The organism is Erwinia piriflorinigrans CFBP 5888 (genome assembly GCF_001050515.1).
Lineage (GTDB): Bacteria > Pseudomonadota > Gammaproteobacteria > Enterobacterales > Enterobacteriaceae > Erwinia > Erwinia piriflorinigrans.
Genome location: NZ_CAHS01000020.1, coordinates 23,839 through 45,858, shown reverse-complemented (window position 1 = coordinate 45,858; position 22,020 = coordinate 23,839). Strand labels below are relative to the sequence as shown.

Genomic DNA, 22,020 nt, shown 5'->3' with positions numbered 1-22,020 from the left:
CTGCCCTCATTACGGAGGACGGTTACTTAGGCTGGCACGGCAGACTGAGTTCCTGATAGCCCGCTTTCGTGCTGGCCTGAATCGTCGGCAGGGTGATCCAGCAGCGCTGTGTCGCTCCTTCCCCCCATTTCACCTGTAGCCGCTCATTGCTGCTGACGCCGGAAACATAAGTACTGCCGTTGGTACCCACGGTGCCGACATTGCTGCCGTCTGCGTTAAATACCGCCGCGCCGATAGTGGGCAAATTATTTTCTGCACTTTGCAGGTGGATCAGTAAACTCTGCCCGCTGCGTGTCTCGAAGGTGACCCAGCTAATCGCACCTTCGGTTGGCACAATATCTTTGACCGCCATCGGAATATCCAGCCCGGCCCCAATATCCTCGGTACGTAGGGCTATTCGGTTATGACGATAAGGCATGGCAGAGTTCATTACCGCATAGCCCGCCCGGTTGATGGCCACACCGGGCTGGTTCTCCAGCCGCACGCCCCGGGCATTTTTCGCCTGCACCAGCACGATGGTATTTTGTAGCGGCTGGCTCAGGGTGACGCCGCCACTGTGTGCCAGTACGCCACCCGCCAGGTTTAGCGAGCTTTGTTGATAGCTGTCGCTCCAGGCGTAGCCCATATCAATATTCCCCATGCTGCCCATATAGCCTGAGTTAAGGCTGCTGGTTTCACCGCCCGTGTGTGAATGACCGGTTTGCAGGCTATAGTTCAAACGGTTGTCATCAAGCAACGTGCCACTTAAACCACTGCTAATACTGTCGCCGCTCTGCTTGCTGTGTGACAGGTTGAGATTCGCGCTCAGCTGTTTACCGCTAAATGCCGTAAACGGTATCGAAAGGTTAAGGGCAATGCTGCGATCCTTTTCACCGTAATTACTGTGGCTGTCCTGTATGAAAACGCTGTAGTTAACGTTTCCGACCATGCCGTTCACTCCCGCTTGCAGAGTGCGGTCGCGTTGATCAGATCCCCAGTAGGCTTGGTTAGAAAGGGTGGTATAAAGTGATACCGGCCCGATATTCTGGTTAACCGTCATCTCCACGCGTTGGCGTTTGTTGTTATAGCGTCCGGTGTAATAGTATTTGTGCTGCTGATTAGCCCAGTCTGGGATACCGTTGCCTTTGTCACCGCTATCGTTATATTCATTGCGATAGCGACCGTTCTCGTAGTTGGCTCGCTCGGACACCATATCGTTGAAATCGTAATAGCCTGATGTGGAGTAACGGTAACCGGCAATGCGGAATTCGGTGCCCAGTTCATTCAGTGATTTGGCGTACAGCAGGCGGAAACTGTTGCCCTGTTTGTTATCACCATTTTGTAAATCGGTATCTGACCAGGCGGTATCGAACGAGGCAGCCCCAAAACTTCCGAGGCTTTTACCCATCCCCAGTACCGCAGAGCGATAGTGATCCGCCAGCAGCACGCCACCATATGGCGTGATGTCGTATTTCATACCGTGTGAGAGCGTGCCCTGGATAAAGCGCGGCTGATAGGTTGACGATCCGTTCTGATATTTACCTGCCGTGAGTGAATAGTCCCAGATCCCCTCACGTAGCATATTAGGGACGGAAGAAAACGGGACGCTGAAACTTTGCTTTGAGCCATCGGCTTCAAAAACCGTCACCATCAGATTGCCGCTCGTGGCGCTGGGATAAATATCATTCAGTGCAAAGGGGCCGGGAGCCACGTTGGTACTGTAAACCGTATAGCCATTTTGACGAACCTCAATGCGCGCATTGGTGCGGGCAACCCCACGTATTACCGGCGCATAGCCACGCAGACTGTCCGGCAGCATTTCAGTTACGCTGGTAAGCTGCACGCCACGGAATTGAAAGCTGTCAAACACCTGATTACTGGTGCTACGCTGGCCTATTTGCAGGCGTGAACGCCAGGGCGCAATATCGGTTTCCGCCCAGCTGGCGACAGGGGTCCAGTGGCTGCCACCGGTGGACTGCCTCTGCCAGTTGGCATCATTACGCAGCCGCCAGCGCCCGATATTGAGCCCGCTGTTAGTGGACAAATAATAATAGTTGTTGGCACTGTTCAGGCCGTCCGCGCGGTTGCGGTTACGGGTGGCGCTAAAATTATAATTAATAAAACCGGCGTTGATGCCCTCGTCATATACCCGCGTCGGGATGCTGCCTTGTGCCATAGGGATAAGAAAAATTTGTGGCACCGAGATGTCCACTTTTTGTATACCCGCATCATAGGTAACCTGAGCGCCGGTAAGCTGGCTGGCCAGGTCGGCACAGTCTGTTTTTTCGTTCTGCGCTGCACCAAGCTGGATACCGTAGTCACGGTATTCCTGGGCGCTGAGACAGATCTGCACGGGCTTGTCGGCAGAGACCTTGCGAAATTCAACCTGGCGGTGATCCACCTGCTGACCATTAAGGAAAATATCAAAAGGGTAAGTGCCGGGTAGAATATTATCGACGCTGGTCAGTGCCTTTACGGCAGAGGCATCTCCGTGGATAAATGCGGTATTAAACGTCTCTTCAGCTAATACCGGAGCGGAATTCAATGACAGAAGTATTGCAGCCACGATAAGGGATAAAGCAGATATTTGTTTTTTCCTGTCATCGGCAGGGAGGAGAGTGATGGCAGCAATAGCGATCATATAAATTTTTTCCAGTGTTAACATCATTATCGTTCAGTCCGTCGCTCACAGGTTGATATTCCTGATCCGCTCGTTACCGACAAATCACGATATATCTGAAGCTTAATCGGGGACATTATCATCTGCGGTAGCAGGTTAATTGTCTTGCGGTAAACAGATTTATTGTTATCAGCATCAACAGTCTGCTTTTTCCGCTGCTGCTGCCGGTGATGATATTATGCAATCCCGCACGGTCACCCAGAATCATGATTCAACATTCTGGGTGAGTCCTTTATTTAACAGATAAATATCACTTCGTATTCTAACCGGCAGCAGGTTTTAGCTCTGGCCATTGATGATAAATAATCCAGATTTTAAATCTCTGTAATGAATGGATTTTATTGCATCAGTTCAGATAACCGCTACGGCAATCAGCAGCACAATGTCCGATTGTTTGTTCAGGCTTTCTTATTTAAACCTTCACCGCCGGTGGCAGAGGTGTTACAGATTCATTAGTTATACACAAGCTCAACATTCGCGCTGGCATTCGCTGGGCCTGCGGTGACGCTATCTTGGAATGATATGTAAAATGCGGACAGACTAAACGTATAGATACCGGTGTCTGGCATGGTTATATACATGTTGTCAGTAGGATCTTGGTTGAAAATAGCCCGCTGGTTTGTTTTTTGATCAATTATCCTGATGCCCAGGCCTTTAGCGCCATCGACCGCTAATAAATCGGCGTTATTAATGACTGTATTTCCGCCCCACTTTAGGGCAATTCTGCTTTTTTGACAGCCGGATATATTTATTGAGAAGTTTTTATACTCTGTCGTAGTGTTCCGCGCTGAAAACTTGGATGTGGGGTAATTCCCCATGAACACGGGACTCCCCACTATTTGCAGCGAACAGGCCTGCTCGACCAATCCGTTGAATTGAACGGTATCGACGGCCAGAGTACAGGTCGCTGTCAGCACCAGCATCACCCCAGTCAGAGGTAAGAAAACATTTCTCATTTTTATTTCCCGCAATCAAAATAAACAGAATGAATAAAGATATTCCAGCATCGGTGGAGTACGTTCTTTCAGATTCCTTTCGCGTTAACATAAGCAGCGGAGGAAACCCTATTGGTAATAAATTTACTCCGACTTTGGCACATGATTAATTATTTATATTTAGCCAACTCAACTTATTAACAGGTAAAAACTATCGTTGGTTGCATCTTATTGATTTTACCGAGCGAATGAGTACTTCAATAAGGCGGCCAGAGACGAATGCGTTTTATAGCAATGTAGAAAACTTGCCCCTGGCAGCATGGTGATGATTGTATAAATAAGATTATTTAACGGATTGAGACGGAATTATTGCGGCATCCTACGCTGCGATGAGCAAACCAGCCATTGAGTGATCAATAAATATCGTTATATCAGAATAAATAACGGCATTGCATCAACGGCGGCTACTTGACTCAGAGAAAACAGTGCGGGTTGGGAATGATTCATTTCTACAGGCAGACTTATCTCAAGCTGCCTCGTCAGAGGGGGAGGCTGCACTGATGGATTACCCATAAATGACTTCAACCGTTGCGCTGGCATTCGCCGGGCCTGCGGTGACACTGTCCAAGTAGGATTTATAGAATGCGATCATGTGAAAATTATAGTTGCCGTCGTCTGGCATGGTTATAAACATATCGTCTTGTGGGGTTTGGGTAAAAGTAGACAGCCTGTTTTTATCTTGGTCTCCAACCAGAATTCCAAGACCTTTAGCGCCATTGACAGCTAATAAGTATTGATCTCCATTGGCTATATTTCCGGTCCACTTAAGGGCAATTTTACTCTTTGCGCAGCCAGATATATGTATTTCAAAGGGTTTCCTCGGACTATAGGTTGACGCTCTGGGAAAATAGGACGTGGGGTAACGTCCCATATCAACCACCAGGGGGTTACTACTCATACTTAGCGTACAGGATTGAACGACGGTGGCGGTAAAATCAAGTTGAGTGCCAGCTTCGGCACCGGCATTTGCCAGCATCAGCACTATCCAAGTCAGAGGTAACAGAACTTTTTTCATTTTTATTTCCATTAATCAGTACAGATGGGATAGTGATTAATATCAGTATCCGTGGGACGATTTATTGTCGTACTCCTGTCCTGTTGCCAGGCATGGTAGTCTCGACCTTGGACGTTTGAGCAGTGCTAAATGGAATTCAGCATGACAGGATGATTAATCCTTATTTTTATCCACATTTATCGTGGCTTAGAAACACCGCGACCGGCGGGGGGAATTCAGCCCACACCCACTGGTCGCAAATTATATTGGCCTGACTGTCCGTGACAATAATCCGTCCCGGTGCATAAGCGCGTGGGCTTACAGGCTGATATTGTTAACCTGACTGTTGCCGCCATAGTCATTGATATAGCTGAAGCCTATCCGTGAACCATTTTCTGTTCCTGCCGGAAGAGTCATCGTCGCATGATCAAAAGGTTTAATCATGTCAGCATCGATCGTCTGTTTTTTACCGCTGCCGCTGGTGAGTGTCACCGTGCCCAGCGTAATATTCAGCGGGCCGCTATTTTCAACGATCAGTTGATTGCCCTGGCGATGCCATTTCAGCGCCTCTGCCTGCTTTTCTAAGGTGGTATTAAGTCCATCGGGGCGATAGAACAATTTGATACGCGTGCGAACCGCAATCTGTAGCACGTTTTCCTTGCTAGAGGTTGGCGGGATTTCCTGCACGTTGACCCAGAATAGCGATTCACGATCCTGAGGTAGTCCCTTACCCGAATAGATGAAACGCAGTACTGCTTCTTTATTACCGGCGAGTTTTAACACCGGCGGGATCACCTGCACGGGGATATCCTGAGGTGTTTTAGTCGCGTCGCCCTGGTCAAGCCAGGTCTGCACCATATAGGTTTCCGGTTTATCGTTATGGATGTTCAACGATGCGGATTGCGCATTACCATGATAAATAACCCGGGTTGCATCAACCTGAATGCCGGCCGCAGCACTCAGAGAAAAGCAGCACAGCACAGCACTTAATAATTTTTTCATTAATTAACTCTTCTAAATGTGTGCCATCCCTGGCAGACACGATCATGACTGATTACTTGTATGCGATGACGAATTTTACGGTGGCATTTGCATCGCCAGCCGTGACTTTATCCGTGAAAGACTTATAGTGCGCTTTCAGGTTAAACGTGGTGGTATCAGGTGTGCCTGGAGCGGCATTTGACGCTGGCTGCCACGTTGCTTCATCCGCAGCCTGATTGAAAGTGATCAATTTATCACCTACACCCGAAAATTCGACGCCCACTCCAAGAGCCTCGCCCACTCCGGCAGATAATAAATTAGGGTTGTTATTAACGGTAGTACCATCAAAACGCAGCCCGTAGTTACCGGCGCTCTTCGCACAGCCCGTTAACTTGATAGTAAAGGGGACGTCAGGCGTTTGGTCACCTGTCTTTTTGAAAGTATCAGTGGAATAGTTTCCCAGCACGACCGGTTTCGTTTGATCGTTCGCATCAACCGTACAGCTGGATTGAAGGATACTCCCTGTTAACGAAATGGTACCACCAGCATTATTAACTACATCGGCCTCTGCATTAACAGCTGCAAAAACCAGCGCCGCGCCAGCGACAGGCAGCAACAATCTTTTCATTTTAACTCCATAGATTAAGGAAGGATAAACAGTGAAACAAACATCGTTATCCCCGCCAGTTTGCCTTTATCTTTAAATCAGGAAACAGAAAAAGCTGTCAGGGAGTACCTGTAAGTTCAAAATAAATTTAATCCGGTCAACACGCATCATTGATTATTTATTTTTCTCCAAAGCTATTAATTAACAGGTATAAACTATCGTTTGATATATCCTGTTGATTTGGATGTTTAATTAACAACTTTACCAGAGGTAGGGTTATGCTGTTATCACTACGTGGTAAATACGCTCTACACTTGGCAAAACATGGTGAGTCTCTTCATGTATAAGATTATTTAACAGGAGGTGGAGAAATTTATGGCAAAGTCGACGTCTTCAGCGAAGTCGCTTTAATTTTTTCTGTTCAAGAAGAATATGCATTATAATTTCTTCTATCTTTCGGTTAAAGGCTTTGGATGGCCTCTGGAAGCGGCAGGAGATGATATGATAACTATATTTTCTGTTTTCACTATCCAGTGCAGTGACTTCCTTAATACCTGATAGTATGATATTTATCATATACTTATCCTGCTCCTTCTCACCCAGCATAATTACCATCCCTGTTAATAAAATCCCTGGGCGAGTTAAGCCAGGCAGGGGGTGAGGGTAGTGCAGTCCGATGCCCTTGAGTGAGAGATCTTTAATGCGCAGTTTGTAAATAAAGCCATCACGGAAACGCCCTTCACAAAAGAAATTATAGTGCTCCGGGATCGCTATTCGGTGGTGGCTGCGGCGTTGTGTAATGACAACTTCTTGTGGGAAATCAAAGGAAAGAGTCCCGAACGAGCTTTTATCTACTGACTGGCTGGTGGTAAAACTAATTCGTTCCCGGTTGCCCTTGATCACCACTTCGACTGGCGTGGTGAGCATGCTCAACTCATCCAAGTTGGCAACGGTGAAACGTTGCAAATCAATGCTTAAAAACTGACAGCTGAACGCACGTTCGGGGAGCATAAACTCAACGCTTCCACTTTGTTTCATTGATTCACGCAGCAGGGCAAGTATTTCATAGCGGTCAGTTCTTTTCAGTTCTTTATATTCTGGTATGAGCATTTGATAAGCCCTACTTCGTTAGTGAAATTTATTTTATGGATTATAATTTCAGGTGCTGTAGCAGAAAGCAGGTTGATCCCCGTCATCGCCTTACAGTTATATGACAAAGAGAAAACTTAGTGTAGTGACAATGCGTAATTTATTGAGAAAGCCTCTTTCATTCACCAAATTATAGTTCCGGATAATCGCACTGATTTGTGATCGTACATCCAAAATGAATGTCGTTATGACAGTAGTAAGAGCAACGTATTGTTATTTTGGGAGTTAAATATGATACCCCGCATCGATTCAAGTGGCTGAAGTCAGCACCTAAAAAAATAAAAGCGTTTTGTGACAACAATAAATGTTAATTGATCGAAATTGATTTAGCACTTCCGTTACCTTGACAGGTGTTATTCCATCCCACCTATCATTGGAGAGCCTATTGTGCCAAATATCAATGTACCCACTGCCCCTCAGACAACCCCGTTCTGTGCTGACGGAAACGCCTGTCACCCTGATGTGCAGGCAACGCCAGTAATCGAATTGCTGAAGTCTGTCAGCAATTCGGCCGTCAAGTATTTGGTTTGTCCTGTCCTGAATACCGGCAGGCAGGTTTACCGCTCACTGCGCGAGCGTTCGCCTTGGCGTGTGTACCGCGTCTGCGAACAAGATATTGAGCTGCAACCGGTTCACGCCATGGGGGAGAAGTTGCGCAGCGAAGCTGAAGCCATCAATCATTCCCGACGTATGCAGGATGGACATCAAACTCTGCCGCTATTACTAAAGGGGAAAGTCGGGGTAGCCCTGGGCGCGGCTTTGCTGACTGGAACAGGCTTTGGGGCGGGGTATTATTTCAGAAGGGCTGGCAGCAATGCACAGAAGGAGGATTTCAGCGAGGGTCGCCGCACCACGACCGCCGGCAACAGTTCGGATAGTCCGTATTTTACCCGTGGCGAGACACTGAAGGAGTCACTGGCTACTCATCTGTGGCGTTATAACACCACCTCCAGCGGCAACGCTTACCCAGGCCAATCCGGTTCAACTGTCGTGCCGGAGGCAGAAAACATCCCTGCGGGTGGAGTCGCTGGCGCTGGCAAAAGGGGAAGGCGTCATATTGATATTTCCGATACGACCAAAGAGGCAAACAGCAAAATAATCTGGCATCTTTATAATGAAAATTATTTGCAAGATGGTGATATTAACATACAAAAGATGCTCGCTGTCGCATCAGGTTATCTTTTGAATGTTGATTCAGATTCCTCCGGCGAGCAAGAGGATAGAATGTGTCTATTAGCCAGGAAAATACTGGCAGCCGCCGATCTGTATGGAGGAAGAGAGAATGAGCCAATTTCCGATGCGCAGGCAAAGTCTGCCGTCCGCCACTGGTTTTTTAGTAATGTACTGGGCGGCAGTCCGGGATACGTTATTGCAAGGAAAATAGCGCTCAGTAAGTCTCCCTCTACTTATACTCCCGGCAAGATTAACGGATATTTCTCATTTGAAAAATTGTATTCCTACACTGGAAAACTGGCGAGTGATGTCAGTAGGGGATATTTTAATGCTTTTGCCATTATGTGGAATAAAATGCTGAATGAAGAGATGCCATTTTTAAAATTTGCAACGGTTTTAGATGAATCTTTCGTGCTATATGGTGAGCAGTTTGCTTCTCTTTATGCCGGAGCGAAGTTTATGCAAGAGAATGGGCAGTGGAATTATGCTCCAGAGGATGCCATCAAAGTCGGTGAGGTGATATGGGGTGTGGCGATTAATGGAAATATTAGCGTTGATCAACTCGGTTATTTTGAATTGCCCTCCATTTTCTTTATGGCGAAGCATTCACCGCAAAAAATCACCAATGTGTTGAATGTACACGATCTGAGTTATTCTGCTATTCTGGAATATATTGCAAACCGTAAAAATAACGTGATTAAAGCGCACTATAATCATTATCGCACGGCAGTCAATACATGGCGCAGTAAGGGAGCGCTGGCTGATGATATTTTATCAGGATGCCCGACCGAAGAGCTTGTGGCGTTGCCTGATATAGCCGATGGCATCCGCAATCAACAGGAGCGCCGTGAAAATGCGTTACCCGGAGCCAGGCAGTTCTATTTGTTGGGATGGAGAAAGCCCTGCAAAAGTGCGCCTGATAGTTTGATTGATGAGTTTACTAAACAAACGTTAAATGTCGCTGATAAATATTTTGAATTGGATCGAGTTCTCATTCAATCAGCGTTTAATGCCCTGCCAGAGGATGAATATAATTTTTTTTCTGCTGCGGGTGTGATAATGCGTCCGGTGTATTTTAGTATGAGTAAACAAGGAGCGGTGTGGTTTGCCTATAATGTTGTAATAGATACAGATGTCTCTATCGTTTTAAATAAAACGGATCTGTTTTCCCTGGCTAATGAGACAGAGGAGAGGATCTATGCTCTTAAAAGAGTCAACGTAGAAAAAAATTTTTACACAATTATTCGCGTCGACAGGGATATCCGAAAATATATTCACTCCGGTATTCTTGGTTCTGACCTTCTCGGCACTGACTATGAGGTAGAAGGGAATACGGTTATCAGCAAGGGTATTCATTTTGGTTATACAATTACCACTGACCACCATAAAATTTCTGCCAGAGCCGGTGATATTGAATCGCTTGTTCACTTCCTCAGCACATCACATCGGGAAAAGCTCTATCACGCTCTTTTCGAAGCGGGAAACGATAGCTCAGAGATCGGCAAGATCTGGGATGTTGTTAAGCATATCATCCCTTTTTATGACTGCATTGAAGGAGTCGTTAATAACGATCCCGTTCAGGCAGTATCTTCATGCATAATGGACGCTCTTCCTGTTGGCACAGTAACAGGGATGGCAACCGATCTGAGCGTACATTTTGCTATGAAGCTTGCTTATGGGGCTCGTAGTGGCGTTCTGAACGCAGGCAAAAACGGGTTATCATTAGTCGTTAAAAACACCCTTAAACATGTCAGTCTGCCCAACTCAGCTGATATGCTTACATTAGGGATAACAGCGATGAGAAGCATCGATCCTGGTTTTGAGCTTTTATCCACCGTAAGCAGGAGTTTTAACAAAAAAATAGAGGTGCTGCTGGAGACCGATAGTAAAACACGTTATTTGTCGCGTAAGGTTGCGCCAGTAAGCACTGTTGATAGCCAGCCCCTCCCCCTGCCAACTGAATCCATAGTGGCTTCAATCCCCGGCACGGACTTGAGACTCCCTTTAAAACGCATCCCTGATGTAAACGGGAAAAATCTATATGCACAGTTTAATCCAGAAACGGGTGAAGCATTCGGAGCATACTATCACCGCGATGATGAACAGTTCCACCAAGTTACTATAGAATATCCTGGTGGAAGTTTTTCTTCTGAAAACAACCTTGAGTATCTACTTATCAATTCACCGATGTTAAATAGTAAAATGTTAATGCATTTGACCCTCGATAACAAAGGGTTGTATCGCTATATAGATTCGGTGACAAGGTACAAAAAACATGCATTAAAAGTGAATGAAAAATTCTATCAGATTATGCCCGGAAAGCAGCCGTGGTCAATGAAGGTCGTTGGTGAAAATAATATATATATTGAGATTGCCCGTTTCGATAAGCTTTATTATAAGATAAACCATGCTGAAAAGCTGAAAGTGAAGTATATAAGCTGTCGTTCACTGCGTTCGCCTGGCGGTCGCTGCGTGCATCTGTCCCCCAAGTTGGAAGCTATCTTTAAAGAAAATAAGCGCTATGGCATTCCTGAGGGTGATGTTTCATCTATTAAGCCCGCAGAGTCTCATCCTGGGCTGTATGAGAATTCAGAAGGAAGGCTCTATATAAAATACGAGAATGTTCTTTTCAGTTTAAAAAATGAAGGGGCTAAAGATCAGGATGAAATACTTTCAGTTACTGGCCCAAGTTTAGGGGGTGTTTTTGGCGGTCTAATAAAAAAAAGAATTGCTGAGGTGACTGCCAGCAGAGATGGAGGTGGGTATTACTTCAATACGCCTGAAGAGAATATGATGGAATGTGCAGGAACCAGCCAGTCAGTGGCAGAGCTGCATTCAGCCATGAGAAGGTTGTCGTTTATGGACCATCGAAATTTTCTTATGCCTGCAGAAATAAGGGCGACTGGCATGAGGATGGATAAAAAAGTCTTGAATGATAGAGATTATTACTCTAATGATCTGACAGCAGAAGAAGAAACTATCGTCAGTGTTTTCAGAAAACAGACGGACGAAATGTTAGATGAGGCAAAGAGATTTTTCAAAAAAGGAGTGAGTTATCTTAATAAATGTCATATTCCCACCATTTCGTTAACGGATAAACCGAAAATTTTCTTATCAAAGATTTACGAAAAAAATAACGGCATCGCTATTGGAGAGTTTCACTCATCCATAGCCAGTAAAAAGTTTATCATTGAAAATATTGACGTTCTTCATAAAAATGGTGTGAGGACGCTTTATATCGAGCATCTGCAAACAGATATGCATCAGGCCGATTTGGATAGTTATTTTCAAACAGGAAAAATGTCAGTCAGCCTTAAAGGTTTCATCAATGAGATGGATACTATGGCTGAGACAGATCTACTTGGATTTTATACCTTTATGACGCTGATTCAAACGGCACAGAAAAGAAAAATTCGTATCACGGCTATCGATTCATTTGTCAGTTATTTCGGTATCCCGTCAGGAACCGGAACCAGTGACAGGGTGGCATTAATGAATTATTACTCCCACTTACTGATAAATAAAAATCAGTTACATCATCAGAATAAATGGATTGCATTGGTAGGGAGTGCCCATACAAATACCTTCGAAAATGTGCCAGGTCTGGCTGATTTAAACGGGGCAGTCAGTATCCGGGTTAACGATCTTCGCGTTGGTGAAGTTGGCGGGATATTTAAAGACCCTGGTGAAGTTTATCACTGTTTTCGGGCACACCGGGCAAGGGTTGTTCAAGCGGACCTGTTGCTTGAAATGGGGGTCACTAATATGAGAAGGGTGAGGACAACACCTCCTGCAACAAGGCATTTGAAAACTCCCGGTCAGTTTATCATTGTCAGGAGAGGTAACCAAAACTTTCTGGCATATATGGACAGAGAGGCCAATATCTTGCATTTCCCTATAGACCTGACGGAGGATAATTATTTTTACCTGAATACCAACGAACCTCGTTGGGATATTGTTTCCAGAGAAAGGTTTGAGCGTCTTGATGCGATGATAAGCTTTATCGAAGAAAAGCGGGGGATGAAGCTGGTTGCCTGATTGTCCTTTGCCCGAACCGATCTCATGCTCCAGGAGGATGAATACCGCGTACCGGCGTCTTTCCACGGATTAAGCGCCGTTCCGCATTGTGTCTGGCGCCGGGATCGGCGAAAATGCCGACCATTAACGTTCAATCGGCTGTGGATCCCGCTACGCACGCTGCGTGACGGAGTGGCACAGCGCCAAACCAGAAGAATCTTCATGTCAAATGCACCTTTTATGCAAGAGGTGGCACGCCGCCGCACTTTTGCCATCATTTCTCATCCGGACGCCGGTAAAACCACCATCACCGAAAAGGTGCTGCTGTTCGGACAGGCGATCCAGACCGCCGGTACGGTAAAAGGCCGTGGTTCCAGCCAGCACGCTAAATCTGACTGGATGGAAATGGAGAAGCAGCGTGGCATCTCCATCACAACCTCGGTGATGCAGTTTCCCTATCGCGGTAGCCTGGTAAACCTGCTGGATACCCCTGGACACGAAGACTTCTCTGAAGATACCTACCGCACCCTGACGGCGGTGGACTGCTGTCTGATGGTGATTGATGCCGCAAAAGGCGTTGAGGATCGTACCCGCAAGCTGATGGAAGTCACCCGCCTGCGCGACACGCCGATCCTGACCTTTATGAACAAGCTGGATCGAGATATCCGTGACCCGATGGAGGTCATGGATGAAGTAGAAAGCGAACTGAAAATCGCCTGTGCGCCCATCACCTGGCCGGTTGGCTGTGGCAAGCTGTTCAAAGGCGTTTACCATCTTTATAAAGATGAAACCTACCTGTACCAGTCCGGTAAAGGCCACACCATTCAGGAAGTGCGTGTAGTAAAAGGGTTGGATAACCCGGAGCTGGATGCTGCCATCGGTGAAGACCTTGCCGCGCAGCTGCGCGACGAGCTGGAGTTGGTGCAGGGTGCCTCGCACGAATTTGACCGTGATGCGTTCCTGAACGGCAAGTTAAGCCCGGTATTCTTCGGTACGGCGCTGGGTAACTTTGGCGTTGACCATATGCTCGACGGGCTGGTGGAGTGGGCGCCTTCTCCGATGCCGCGTAACACCGATCTGCGCACCGTAACCGCTACCGATGAGAAATTCACCGGTTTCGTGTTTAAGATCCAGGCCAATATGGACCCAAAACACCGTGACCGCGTGGCATTTATGCGCGTGGTATCCGGCAAGTACGAAAAAGGCATGAAGCTGCGCCAGGTACGCACCGGTAAAGACGTGGTGATTGCCGATGCCCTGACCTTTATGGCCGGTGACCGTTCACATGTTGAAGAGGCGTATCCCGGCGATATTATCGGCCTGCATAACCACGGCACTATCCAGATCGGCGATACCTTTACCCAGGGCGAAAATATGAAGTTCACCGGCATTCCGAACTTCGCGCCGGAACTGTTCCGCCGCATCCGTCTGCGCGATCCGCTGAAGCAGAAACAGCTGCTGAAAGGACTGGTACAGCTGTCGGAAGAGGGCGCGGTTCAGGTGTTCCGCCCGGTACACAACAATGATTTGATCGTTGGTGCAGTCGGTGTGTTGCAGTTTGATGTGGTGGTAGCCCGCCTGAAAAGTGAGTACAACGTCGAAGCGATTTACGAAGCGATCAACGTCTCTACCGCCCGCTGGGTAGAATGCGATGACGTGAAGAAGTTTGACGAATTCCAGCGTAAAAATGAGATCAACCTGGCCTTAGACGGCGGCAATAACCTGACCTACATTGCTCCGACAATGGTTAACCTGAACATTACGCAGGAACGTTACCCTGAAGTGGTGTTCCGCAAAACCCGCGAGCATTAATCTTCGCTTTTTGCTGACGGCGGCGGGCCTTTCCTGGCCCGCCCGCTTACAGACTCCTCCTAAAGAATCTGCTTTTTGCTGTTTTATCCATCAATCCCACTGTTATGCCCGGTGAAATCCTGATTACCAACTATATTAATTGGCACAGGACGCAAAACATGCGGCGCGGTTGCTGCAACGTTCACCGGCTAGCATCATGCCGACATCTACAGTCACGTCGTTTGTGGCTGAAAAGCTCACCGTTGTGAGTTGTCTAAGACAAAAGGAACGAATCGATAATGAAGACTAACATTGCAAAAACTCTGATGGCAGTAATGGTAGGTTCTGTACTGGTAAGCGGTTCTGCTGTGGCAGACGAGTCGATGACCCATAAAGCGCAGTCAAGCGCGGACAGTGCCGGTGCCAAGCTTGATAGCTCAATGAAAAAAGTTGGCGGCTACATGGACGATAGCGGCGTGACCGCCAAGGTGAAAGCGGCGCTGGTTGACGATGAAGCAATCAAAAGCACCGATATCTCCGTCGAGACTCACAGCGGCGTTGTTACCCTTAACGGTTTTGTGACCACCCAGGATCAGGCGGAAAAAGCGGTTGCGGTCGCCAAGAAAGTGGAAGGCGTGAAATCGGTTAGCGATAAACTGCATGTGAAAGACAGCACTAAGCAGAGCGTGAGCGGTTATGCTGGCGATACGGCCACTACCAGCGAAATTAAAGCTAAACTGTTAGGTGACAGCACCATTGCTTCACGTCACGTGAAAGTGGAAACCACCAACGGCGTGGTACAGCTGACCGGTTCGGTGAAAACTCAGGCACAGTCTGAACGCGCCGAAGGCATTGCTAAAGCTATTGAAGGCGTTAAAAGCGTTAAAAACGATCTGAGCGTTAAGCCGTAACAGGCTGGCGGCTCCGTAACGAGTCGCCATCAGAGTGTCCCGCAAAGAAAAACGTTCGGCACGCCTGAGGCGTGCCGAACGATAAAAAACAGTCTGAATTCACTACTGGTAAGGAGAGGCTTATGTTTCGTTGGGGTATTATTTTCCTGGTTATCGCGCTGATTGCTGCGGCGTTAGGTTTTGGTGGTCTGGCGGGTACCGCAGCATGGGCAGCTAAAGTGGTCTTTGTGGTTGGTATCGTGATCTTCCTGATCAGCCTGTTTACCGGCCGTAAGAAGCTCTAGTCACATCGCTCAAGCGCATTGCTAAGAATAGCAAGAAGCGCCCCACGGCGGTCAATGATTACGGGTATCCTCTTTACGCGCTGATACTAAGAGGATACCTGACTTGGGCATACATATTCCGATTACTCCTGGCAATATTGCGCCACTGGCTATACAGCCTTTTGCACCCGGCAAGCTTGCCCTGGTGTGTGAGGGGGGCGGACAGCGCGGTATCTTTACTGCTGGCGTGCTTGATGAGTTCCAGCGTGCTCACTTCAATCCCTTCCATCTAATGCTCGGCACTTCCGCCGGTGCGCAAAATCTTTCAGCCTTCGTTTGCGCACAGCCGGGTTATGCCCGTCGCGTGATCACCCGCTATACCACCAGTAAACTGTTCTTTGATCCTTTGCGTTTTGTGCGCGGCGGGCACCTGCTCGATCTTGACTGGCTGATTGATATCACGCGCCAGGAGCTGCCCCTGGCTATCGACGCCGCAGAGAAGCTCTTTGCCTCCGGGCGCGAATTTTATATGTGCGCCTGTCGCAGTGACGATTACAGCCCGGACTATTTTGCACCAACCGCTGAAAACTGGCATGACCTTATCCGGGCTTCCAGCGCCATTCCCGGCCTGTATCGGTTAGGGGTCGATCTTTCAGGCGTGGCTTATCTGGACGGCGGTATCAGTGATGCCATCCCGGTGCGAGAGGCGGCGCGGCGCGGGGCTGAAACCATCGTCGTGATCCGTACCGTGCCGTCGCAGATGACCTACACGCCACAATGGCTGAAAAGAATGGAACGCTGGCTGAGCGATGGTGCATTGCAGCCGCTGATCAACATTATGCAGCTGCATGAAGAGAGCTATCATCAGACCCAGGATTTCATCAATAACCCGCCGGGTAATCTGCGTATCATTGAAATTTATCCGCCGCATCCGCTGTCCAGCATGGCGCTAGGGAGTCGTGTCTCTTCCTTGAATAAGGATTATCACCTTGGCAGGCGCTGCGGGCGTTACTTCCTTGCCACGCTTGGCCAGTGGTTGAGTGACGATGACAGCCCGTTACATCGGCATATTGTCATGCCGTCTGCTCCCGTGGCCAATGACACTCACTTTGAGAAGGGGTCGCTGGCATGATGCCGCACTTTGTCGATACGCACTGCCACTTTGATTTTCCGCCATTTGTGGGTGACGAAGAGGCAAGTCTGGCGCGGGCGGCTCAAGCCGGGGTTGAGAAGGTGATTGCCGTTGGCGTCTCTGCACCGCGCTTTGCCGGGGTGATGGCGCAGGCAACACGACATGCGGCGGTGTATGCCGCGCTCGGACTGCATCCGATGGCGGTGGCAGAGCATAATGAACAGAGCCTGGCCGCGCTGGAGCAGCAGCTGCGGCAACGACATCCCAAACTGGTGGCCATTGGCGAAATCGGCCTCGACCTGTATATCGAGAACCCGCAGTTTGAACGTCAGCAGGCGTTGCTGGATGCGCAGCTGCGCCTGGCACGGGATTACGCTCTGCCGGTGATCCTGCATTCGCGCCGTACTCATGACAAGCTGGTGCAGCAGCTGCGTCGTAGCGATCTGCCCAGACGTGGCGTGGTGCACGGCTTCGCCGGGAGTGAACAGCAGGCGCTGGCGTTTATTCGCGCCGGTTATGCGATTGGCGTAGGAGGCACTATCAGCTATCAACGCGCCAGCAAAACCCGTCAAACCATTGCCCGCCTGCCGCTCACCTCGCTGCTGCTGGAAACTGACTCCCCCGATATGCCGTTACAGGGGTTTCAGGGCCAGCCTAACCGCCCCGAGCGGGTCAAAGATGTCTGGCATGCCCTGTGCGCCCTGCGCGACGAATCCCCGCAACACATCGCCGAAACGCTACGTGAGAATACGTACAACCTGTTTGGTATATGAATGACGCCGATCGGCAACCCGTTGATTTGCTGATTTTATGTGATAATTATAACATTGTCATATCGTCAGCGGCCTGGCGCGCTTCGCCCTCATTCAGCCATCACAATGTGATCCTTGCCTTGTTTTAGATGATAATGTTGCAAACACCATATTATTTTCGTGAACTTCTCCATAAAATAACACACCACAGGATGTTATCATTTTCACATCGCAGGCGCTGCTACTCCTGGTTAACGCCTGCCCGACGACTTTTATCTGGAGATAAGCATGTCCAAAGTCAAAGCTCAGGCGCTGCGCGCCCTGCAATTGATGGATCTTACCACCCTGAATGATGACGATACCGATGCGAAAGTGATCGCCCTTTGTCATCAGGCAAAATCCCCGGCCGGTAACACTGCCGCCATCTGTATCTATCCGCGTTTTATCCCGCTGGCGCGTAAGACGCTGCGCGAACAGGGAACGCCGGAAATCCGTATTGCTACCGTGACCAATTTCCCACATGGTAATGATGATATCGACATTGCGCTGGCGGAAACCCGTGCGGCAATTGCTTACGGGGCGGATGAAGTGGACGTGGTATTCCCGTACCGTGCGCTGATCGCCGGTAACGAAACTATTGGCTTTGAGCTGGTAAAAGCCTGTAAGCAGGCCTGTCTGGATGCAAACGTGCTGCTAAAAGTGATTATTGAAAGTGGTGAGCTGAAAGAGGAGGCGCTGATCCGTAAAGCGTCTGAAATAGCCATCGATGCCGGGGCTGATTTCATCAAAACCTCCACCGGAAAAGTATCCGTTAACGCCACGCCAGCGGTTGCTGAGATCATGATGCGCACCATCGTCGCGAAAGGCGTACAGAAACAGGTCGGCTTCAAGCCTGCCGGTGGTGTGCGTACCGCAGACGATGCGGCGCTCTACCTGAAACTAGCCGATGACATTCTTGGCCCGGACTGGGCGGATGCGCGTCATTTCCGTTTTGGTGCTTCCAGCCTGCTCGCCAGCCTGTTGACCGCTGCGGGCTTTAGCGGAGTGACCAGCAACAGCAGCTATTAACCCTTGCGCATCCACAACCTGTCTGATGATCAACCCTGGGCTGTGTTTTTACGCCCCTGAGCGGCGACAGCCATCACGCCGCCGTGGAGCAGCATCATTGATGGCATTGACCTGGGAGTTATTGTGTTCCTGCCACAAGAAATTATTCGCAAAAAACGGGATGGACATGCGCTAAGTGAAGAAGAGATCCGCTTCTTTATCAACGGAGTGCGTGACAACCAGGTGTCCGATGGGCAGATTGCTGCGCTATCGATGGCCATCTGGTTTCGTGATATGACGCTACCAGAGCGCGTGGCGCTGACGATGGCGATGCGTGATTCCGGTTCGGTGCTCGATTGGAAGGAGGTGGATCTCAATGGCCCGGTGGTGGACAAACACTCTACCGGCGGCGTTGGCGATGTCACATCGCTGATGCTCGGCCCGATGGTAGCCGCCTGTGGCGGCTATGTGCCGATGATCTCCGGCCGTGGGCTGGGCCATACCGGCGGCACGCTGGATAAACTGGAAGCCATTCCCGGTTTTGATATTTTCCCGCCGGACGACCGGTTCCGCGAGATGATTAAACAGGTTGGGGTGGCGATTATCGGACAAACCCGCTCGCTGGCCCCGGCAGATAAGCGTTTTTATGCCATTCGTGATATTACCGCCACGGTAGACTCAATTCCGCTGATCGCCGCCTCCATCCTCGGTAAAAAGCTGGCCGAAGGGCTGGATGCGCTGGTGATGGATGTGAAGGTGGGTTCCGGGGCGTTGATGCCCACCCTTGAACAATCTGAAGCGCTGGCGCAGGCGATTTTTGGCGTCGCAAACGGTGCCGGCTGTAAAACCACCGTGCTGTTGACCGATATGAATCAGCCATTGGCTTCCAGCGCCGGTAATGCGCTGGAAGTGCGCGAAGCGGTGCAGTTCCTGACTGGCGCGCACCGTAATCCGCGCCTGCTGGAAGTGACGATGGCGTTATGCAGCGAGATGCTGCTCTCCGGCGGGCTGGCGCAGTCCGTGGATGAAGCGCAGACGAAGCTGCGCGCCGTGCTGGATAACGGTGCTGCTGCCGAGGTGTTTGCGCGCATGGTCGCCGCGCAGAAAGGCCCGACGGACTTTATTGAACGCATCGACAGCTATCTGCCCGCCCCTATGCTGAGCAAAGCGGTTTATGCCAAAACCAGCGGCATTGTCAGCACGATGGATACCCGCGCGCTGGGGATGGCGATAGTGGCGATGGGTGGTGGTCGTCGCCGCGCCAGCGACAGCATTGACTACAGCGTGGGCTTTAGCCATCTGGTACAGCCGGGCGATAAGGTTGACGGCGGGCGTCCGCTGGCGATAATCCACGCCGCCAGCGAATCCAGCTGGTTGCAGGCCGCGCAGGCAGTGCAGCACGCCGTGGTGGTTGGACAGGAACCGCCAGCCTCAACGCCAGTTATTTATCGCAGAATTTCGCAATAAGCGGTATTCTACTCCGATCGCAAATTTTTAACGCTCATCGCGCGGATAGCGCAGGAGATCAGGATGAAACGTGCATTTATCATGGTGCTGGATTCTTTCGGAATCGGCTCCAGCAAAGACGCCGAAAAATTCGGCGATAAAGGCTCGGATACCCTCGGGCATATCGCCGAGGCCTGCTTCAGGGGCGAAGCAGACAAAGGACGTAAAGGCCCGCTCCATCTGCCCAATCTGACCGCATTAGGTTTAGGTAAAGCAGCAGAGGCCTCAAGCGGGAAATTTCCACCGGGCCTGGATGAAAAGGCTGAGATTATCGGCGCTTACGCTTATGCCAGCGAACTCTCCTCCGGCAAGGACACGCCGTCAGGTCATTGGGAAATCGCTGGCGTTCCGGTGCTGTTTGACTGGGGTTACTTTAGCGATACCGAGAACAGTTTCCCGCAGGAGCTGCTCGATTTGCTGGTGGAAAAAGCCGGTCTGCCCGGCTATCTCGGTAACTGCCATTCGTCCGGTACGGTGATCCTTGACCAGCTTGGTGAAGAGCATATGAAGAGCGGAAAACCGATCTTTTATACCTCCGCCGACTCGGTATTCCAGATTGCCTGTCACGAAGAGACTTTCGGCCTTGAACGCCTCTATGCACTCTGTGAAATCGCCCGCGAGGCGCTGACCGAAGGCGGTTACAATATTGGTCGCGTCATTGCACGTCCATTTGTTGGCGATAAACCGGGCCACTTCGAGCGCACCGGCAACCGCCACGATCTGGCGGTAGAACCCCCGGCACCGACCGTGTTGAAAAAACTGGTTGATGAGCAGGGCGGCGAGGTGATCTCCGTGGGTAAAATTGCCGATATCTATGCCCATGTTGGCATCACCAAAAAGGTGAAGGCCACCGGCCTGGATGCACTGTTTGACGCCACGGTGGCAGAAATGCAAAGCGCACCGGACAACAGCATTGTGTTCACCAATTTCGTCGATTTCGATTCGACGTGGGGGCACCGCCGCGATATCCCAGGCTATGCCGCAGGACTGGAGCTTTTCGATCGCCGCCTGCCGGAGCTGATGGCGCAGGTGAAAGAGGGGGACATTCTGATCCTCACGGCGGATCATGGTTGCGACCCCAGCTGGCACGGAACCGAGCACACCCGTGAGCATATTCCGGTGCTTTGTTTCGGGCCGGGCGTAAAGCCGGGTGATTATGGCTATCGTGAGACGTTTGCCGATATTGGCCAGACGGTCGCCCACTATTTTGGCCTGTCGCCGATGGCTTACGGCAAACCGCTCTTCTAAAGGTTAAAGTGCGCTTTAACACTATTCGTAATCGGCCAGGCAGCCCCTGGCCTGACAATATAAGGATTAAACATGGCTACGCCTCATATTAACGCTGAGATGGGTGATTTCGCTGACGTGGTGCTGATGCCCGGCGATCCGCTGCGCGCTAAACATATTGCTGAAACCTTCCTCCAGGATGCGGTGGAAGTGAACAACGTGCGCGGCATGTTGGGCTATACCGGCACCTATAAAGGCCGCAAAATCTCGGTAATGGGACACGGCATGGGGATCCCTTCCTGCTCAATCTATGCTAAAGAGTTGATCACTGAATTCGGCGTGAAGAAGATCATTCGCGTTGGCTCGTGTGGCGCGGTGCGCACTGACGTAAAGCTGCGCGATGTAGTGATTGGTATGGGTGCCTGCACCGATTCTAAAGTGAACCGTATGCGTTTCAAAGACCATGATTTCGCCGCGATTGCGGATTTCGAGATGGTACGCAACGCGGTAGACGCGGCGCAGGCGCTGGGCGTAAAAGCCCGCGTCGGCAACATCTTCTCTGCCGATCTGTTCTATACGCCGGACCCGCAGATGTTCGACGTGATGGAGAAATACGGCATTCTTGGCGTGGAAATGGAAGCGGCCGGTATTTACGGCGTTGCGGCAGAGTTTGGGGCCAAAGCGCTGGCGATCTGCACCGTGTCCGACCATATCCGTACCCACGAGCAGACCACTGCCGCCGAACGTCAGACCACCTTTAGCGAGATGATTGAGATCGCGCTGGAGTCGGTACTGCTGGGCGATAAAGCGTAATTC

General features: G+C 49.9%; 16 protein-coding genes. 10 read left to right on the top strand and 6 right to left on the bottom strand.

What is annotated here, in order from left to right; all coding sequences use genetic code 11:
* Positions 1-22 precede the first annotated feature (22 nt).
* The 6 genes from EPIR_RS14295 to EPIR_RS14270 all read right to left on the bottom strand — a co-directional run bounded on the left by EPIR_RS14295 (position 23) and on the right by EPIR_RS14270 (position 7,346).
* The gene (locus EPIR_RS14295) at positions 23-2,647 is read right to left on the bottom strand and encodes a fimbria/pilus outer membrane usher protein (protein WP_240987368.1); all 2,625 of its coding nucleotides are present in this window, start codon (positions 2,645-2,647) and stop codon (positions 23-25) included.
* 464 nt (positions 2,648-3,111) lie between these two features.
* Positions 3,112-3,615 (bottom strand): fimbrial protein, encoded by a 504-nt coding sequence (locus EPIR_RS14290; protein WP_023656166.1) that lies wholly within the window; start codon positions 3,613-3,615, stop codon positions 3,112-3,114.
* 544 nt (positions 3,616-4,159) lie between these two features.
* A complete protein-coding gene (locus EPIR_RS14285) occupies positions 4,160-4,669 on the bottom strand; it encodes a fimbrial protein (RefSeq protein ID WP_023656165.1) in 510 nt (169 codons plus the stop codon).
* 297 nt (positions 4,670-4,966) lie between these two features.
* Positions 4,967-5,650 carry a fimbrial biogenesis chaperone gene (locus tag EPIR_RS14280; protein WP_023656164.1) on the bottom strand — a complete coding sequence of 228 codons (684 nt, stop codon included), beginning with the start codon at positions 5,648-5,650 and terminating at the stop codon, positions 4,967-4,969.
* Between the two features lie 52 nt (positions 5,651-5,702).
* Positions 5,703-6,257 carry a fimbrial protein gene (locus EPIR_RS14275; RefSeq protein ID WP_023656163.1) on the bottom strand — a complete coding sequence of 185 codons (555 nt, stop codon included), beginning with the start codon at positions 6,255-6,257 and terminating at the stop codon, positions 5,703-5,705.
* Positions 6,258-6,629: 372 nt separating this feature from the next.
* The gene (locus EPIR_RS14270) at positions 6,630-7,346 is read right to left on the bottom strand and encodes a PilZ domain-containing protein (RefSeq protein WP_023656162.1); all 717 of its coding nucleotides are present in this window, start codon (positions 7,344-7,346) and stop codon (positions 6,630-6,632) included.
* 426 nt (positions 7,347-7,772) lie between these two features.
* Between EPIR_RS14270 and EPIR_RS14265 the strand changes: the two genes are divergently transcribed.
* The 10 genes from EPIR_RS14265 (at position 7,773) to deoD (ending at position 22,017) form a co-directional block, all read left to right on the top strand.
* Positions 7,773-12,596 carry a membrane-targeted effector domain-containing toxin gene (locus tag EPIR_RS14265; RefSeq protein WP_023656160.1) on the top strand — a complete coding sequence of 1,608 codons (4,824 nt, stop codon included), beginning with the start codon at positions 7,773-7,775 and terminating at the stop codon, positions 12,594-12,596.
* A 201-nt stretch (positions 12,597-12,797) separates the two neighbouring features.
* Positions 12,798-14,387, top strand: coding sequence for a peptide chain release factor 3 (gene prfC, locus EPIR_RS14260; RefSeq protein WP_048697734.1), 1,590 nt, complete (start codon positions 12,798-12,800; stop codon positions 14,385-14,387).
* A 275-nt stretch (positions 14,388-14,662) separates the two neighbouring features.
* Positions 14,663-15,277 carry a molecular chaperone OsmY gene (osmY, locus tag EPIR_RS14255; RefSeq protein WP_048697731.1) on the top strand — a complete coding sequence of 205 codons (615 nt, stop codon included), beginning with the start codon at positions 14,663-14,665 and terminating at the stop codon, positions 15,275-15,277.
* A gap of 122 nt (positions 15,278-15,399) precedes the next feature.
* Positions 15,400-15,561: a DUF1328 domain-containing protein gene (locus EPIR_RS18370; protein WP_004159835.1), complete on the top strand. Its 162-nt coding sequence runs from the start codon at positions 15,400-15,402 to the stop codon at positions 15,559-15,561.
* Positions 15,562-15,664: 103 nt separating this feature from the next.
* Positions 15,665-16,672, top strand: a complete 1,008-nt coding sequence (locus tag EPIR_RS14250) for a patatin-like phospholipase family protein (RefSeq protein ID WP_023656157.1) — start codon at positions 15,665-15,667, stop codon at positions 16,670-16,672.
* Complete coding sequence (locus tag EPIR_RS14245) at positions 16,669-17,445, top strand: TatD family hydrolase (protein ID WP_023656156.1); 777 nt, start codon at positions 16,669-16,671, stop codon at positions 17,443-17,445. Before EPIR_RS14250 ends, EPIR_RS14245 begins: the two co-directional genes overlap by 4 nt.
* A 267-nt stretch (positions 17,446-17,712) precedes the next feature.
* Entirely contained in the window at positions 17,713-18,492 is a 780-nt protein-coding gene (gene deoC, locus EPIR_RS14240) for a deoxyribose-phosphate aldolase (protein ID WP_023656154.1), read from the top strand.
* Between the two features lie 123 nt (positions 18,493-18,615).
* The gene (deoA, locus tag EPIR_RS14235) at positions 18,616-19,938 is read left to right on the top strand and encodes a thymidine phosphorylase (protein ID WP_023656152.1); all 1,323 of its coding nucleotides are present in this window, start codon (positions 18,616-18,618) and stop codon (positions 19,936-19,938) included.
* A 63-nt stretch (positions 19,939-20,001) separates the two neighbouring features.
* Positions 20,002-21,225, top strand: a complete 1,224-nt coding sequence (deoB, locus tag EPIR_RS14230) for a phosphopentomutase (RefSeq protein ID WP_023656151.1) — start codon at positions 20,002-20,004, stop codon at positions 21,223-21,225.
* 72 nt (positions 21,226-21,297) lie between these two features.
* On the top strand, positions 21,298-22,017 hold the full coding sequence (deoD, locus tag EPIR_RS14225; protein WP_023656150.1) for a purine-nucleoside phosphorylase: 720 nt from the start codon (positions 21,298-21,300) through the stop codon (positions 22,015-22,017).
* Positions 22,018-22,020 lie beyond the last annotated feature (3 nt).

Excerpts from the sequence above, each read along its gene's own strand:
- EPIR_RS14295 (WP_240987368.1), bottom strand. The coding sequence starts at position 2,647 with ATGATGTTAACACTGGAAAAAATTTATATGATCGCTATTGCTGCCATC.
- EPIR_RS14290 (WP_023656166.1), bottom strand. The coding sequence starts at position 3,615 with ATGAGAAATGTTTTCTTACCTCTGACTGGGGTGATGCTGGTGCTGACA.
- EPIR_RS14285 (WP_023656165.1), bottom strand. The coding sequence starts at position 4,669 with ATGAAAAAAGTTCTGTTACCTCTGACTTGGATAGTGCTGATGCTGGCA.
- EPIR_RS14280 (WP_023656164.1), bottom strand. The coding sequence starts at position 5,650 with ATGAAAAAATTATTAAGTGCTGTGCTGTGCTGCTTTTCTCTGAGTGCT.
- EPIR_RS14275 (WP_023656163.1), bottom strand. The coding sequence starts at position 6,257 with ATGAAAAGATTGTTGCTGCCTGTCGCTGGCGCGGCGCTGGTTTTTGCA.
- EPIR_RS14270 (WP_023656162.1), bottom strand. The coding sequence starts at position 7,346 with ATGCTCATACCAGAATATAAAGAACTGAAAAGAACTGACCGCTATGAA.
- prfC (WP_048697734.1), top strand. The coding sequence starts at position 12,798 with ATGTCAAATGCACCTTTTATGCAAGAGGTGGCACGCCGCCGCACTTTT.
- EPIR_RS18370 (WP_004159835.1), top strand. The coding sequence starts at position 15,400 with ATGTTTCGTTGGGGTATTATTTTCCTGGTTATCGCGCTGATTGCTGCG.
- EPIR_RS14245 (WP_023656156.1), top strand. The coding sequence starts at position 16,669 with ATGATGCCGCACTTTGTCGATACGCACTGCCACTTTGATTTTCCGCCA.
- deoC (WP_023656154.1), top strand. The coding sequence starts at position 17,713 with ATGTCCAAAGTCAAAGCTCAGGCGCTGCGCGCCCTGCAATTGATGGAT.
- deoB (WP_023656151.1), top strand. The coding sequence starts at position 20,002 with ATGAAACGTGCATTTATCATGGTGCTGGATTCTTTCGGAATCGGCTCC.
- deoD (WP_023656150.1), top strand. The coding sequence starts at position 21,298 with ATGGCTACGCCTCATATTAACGCTGAGATGGGTGATTTCGCTGACGTG.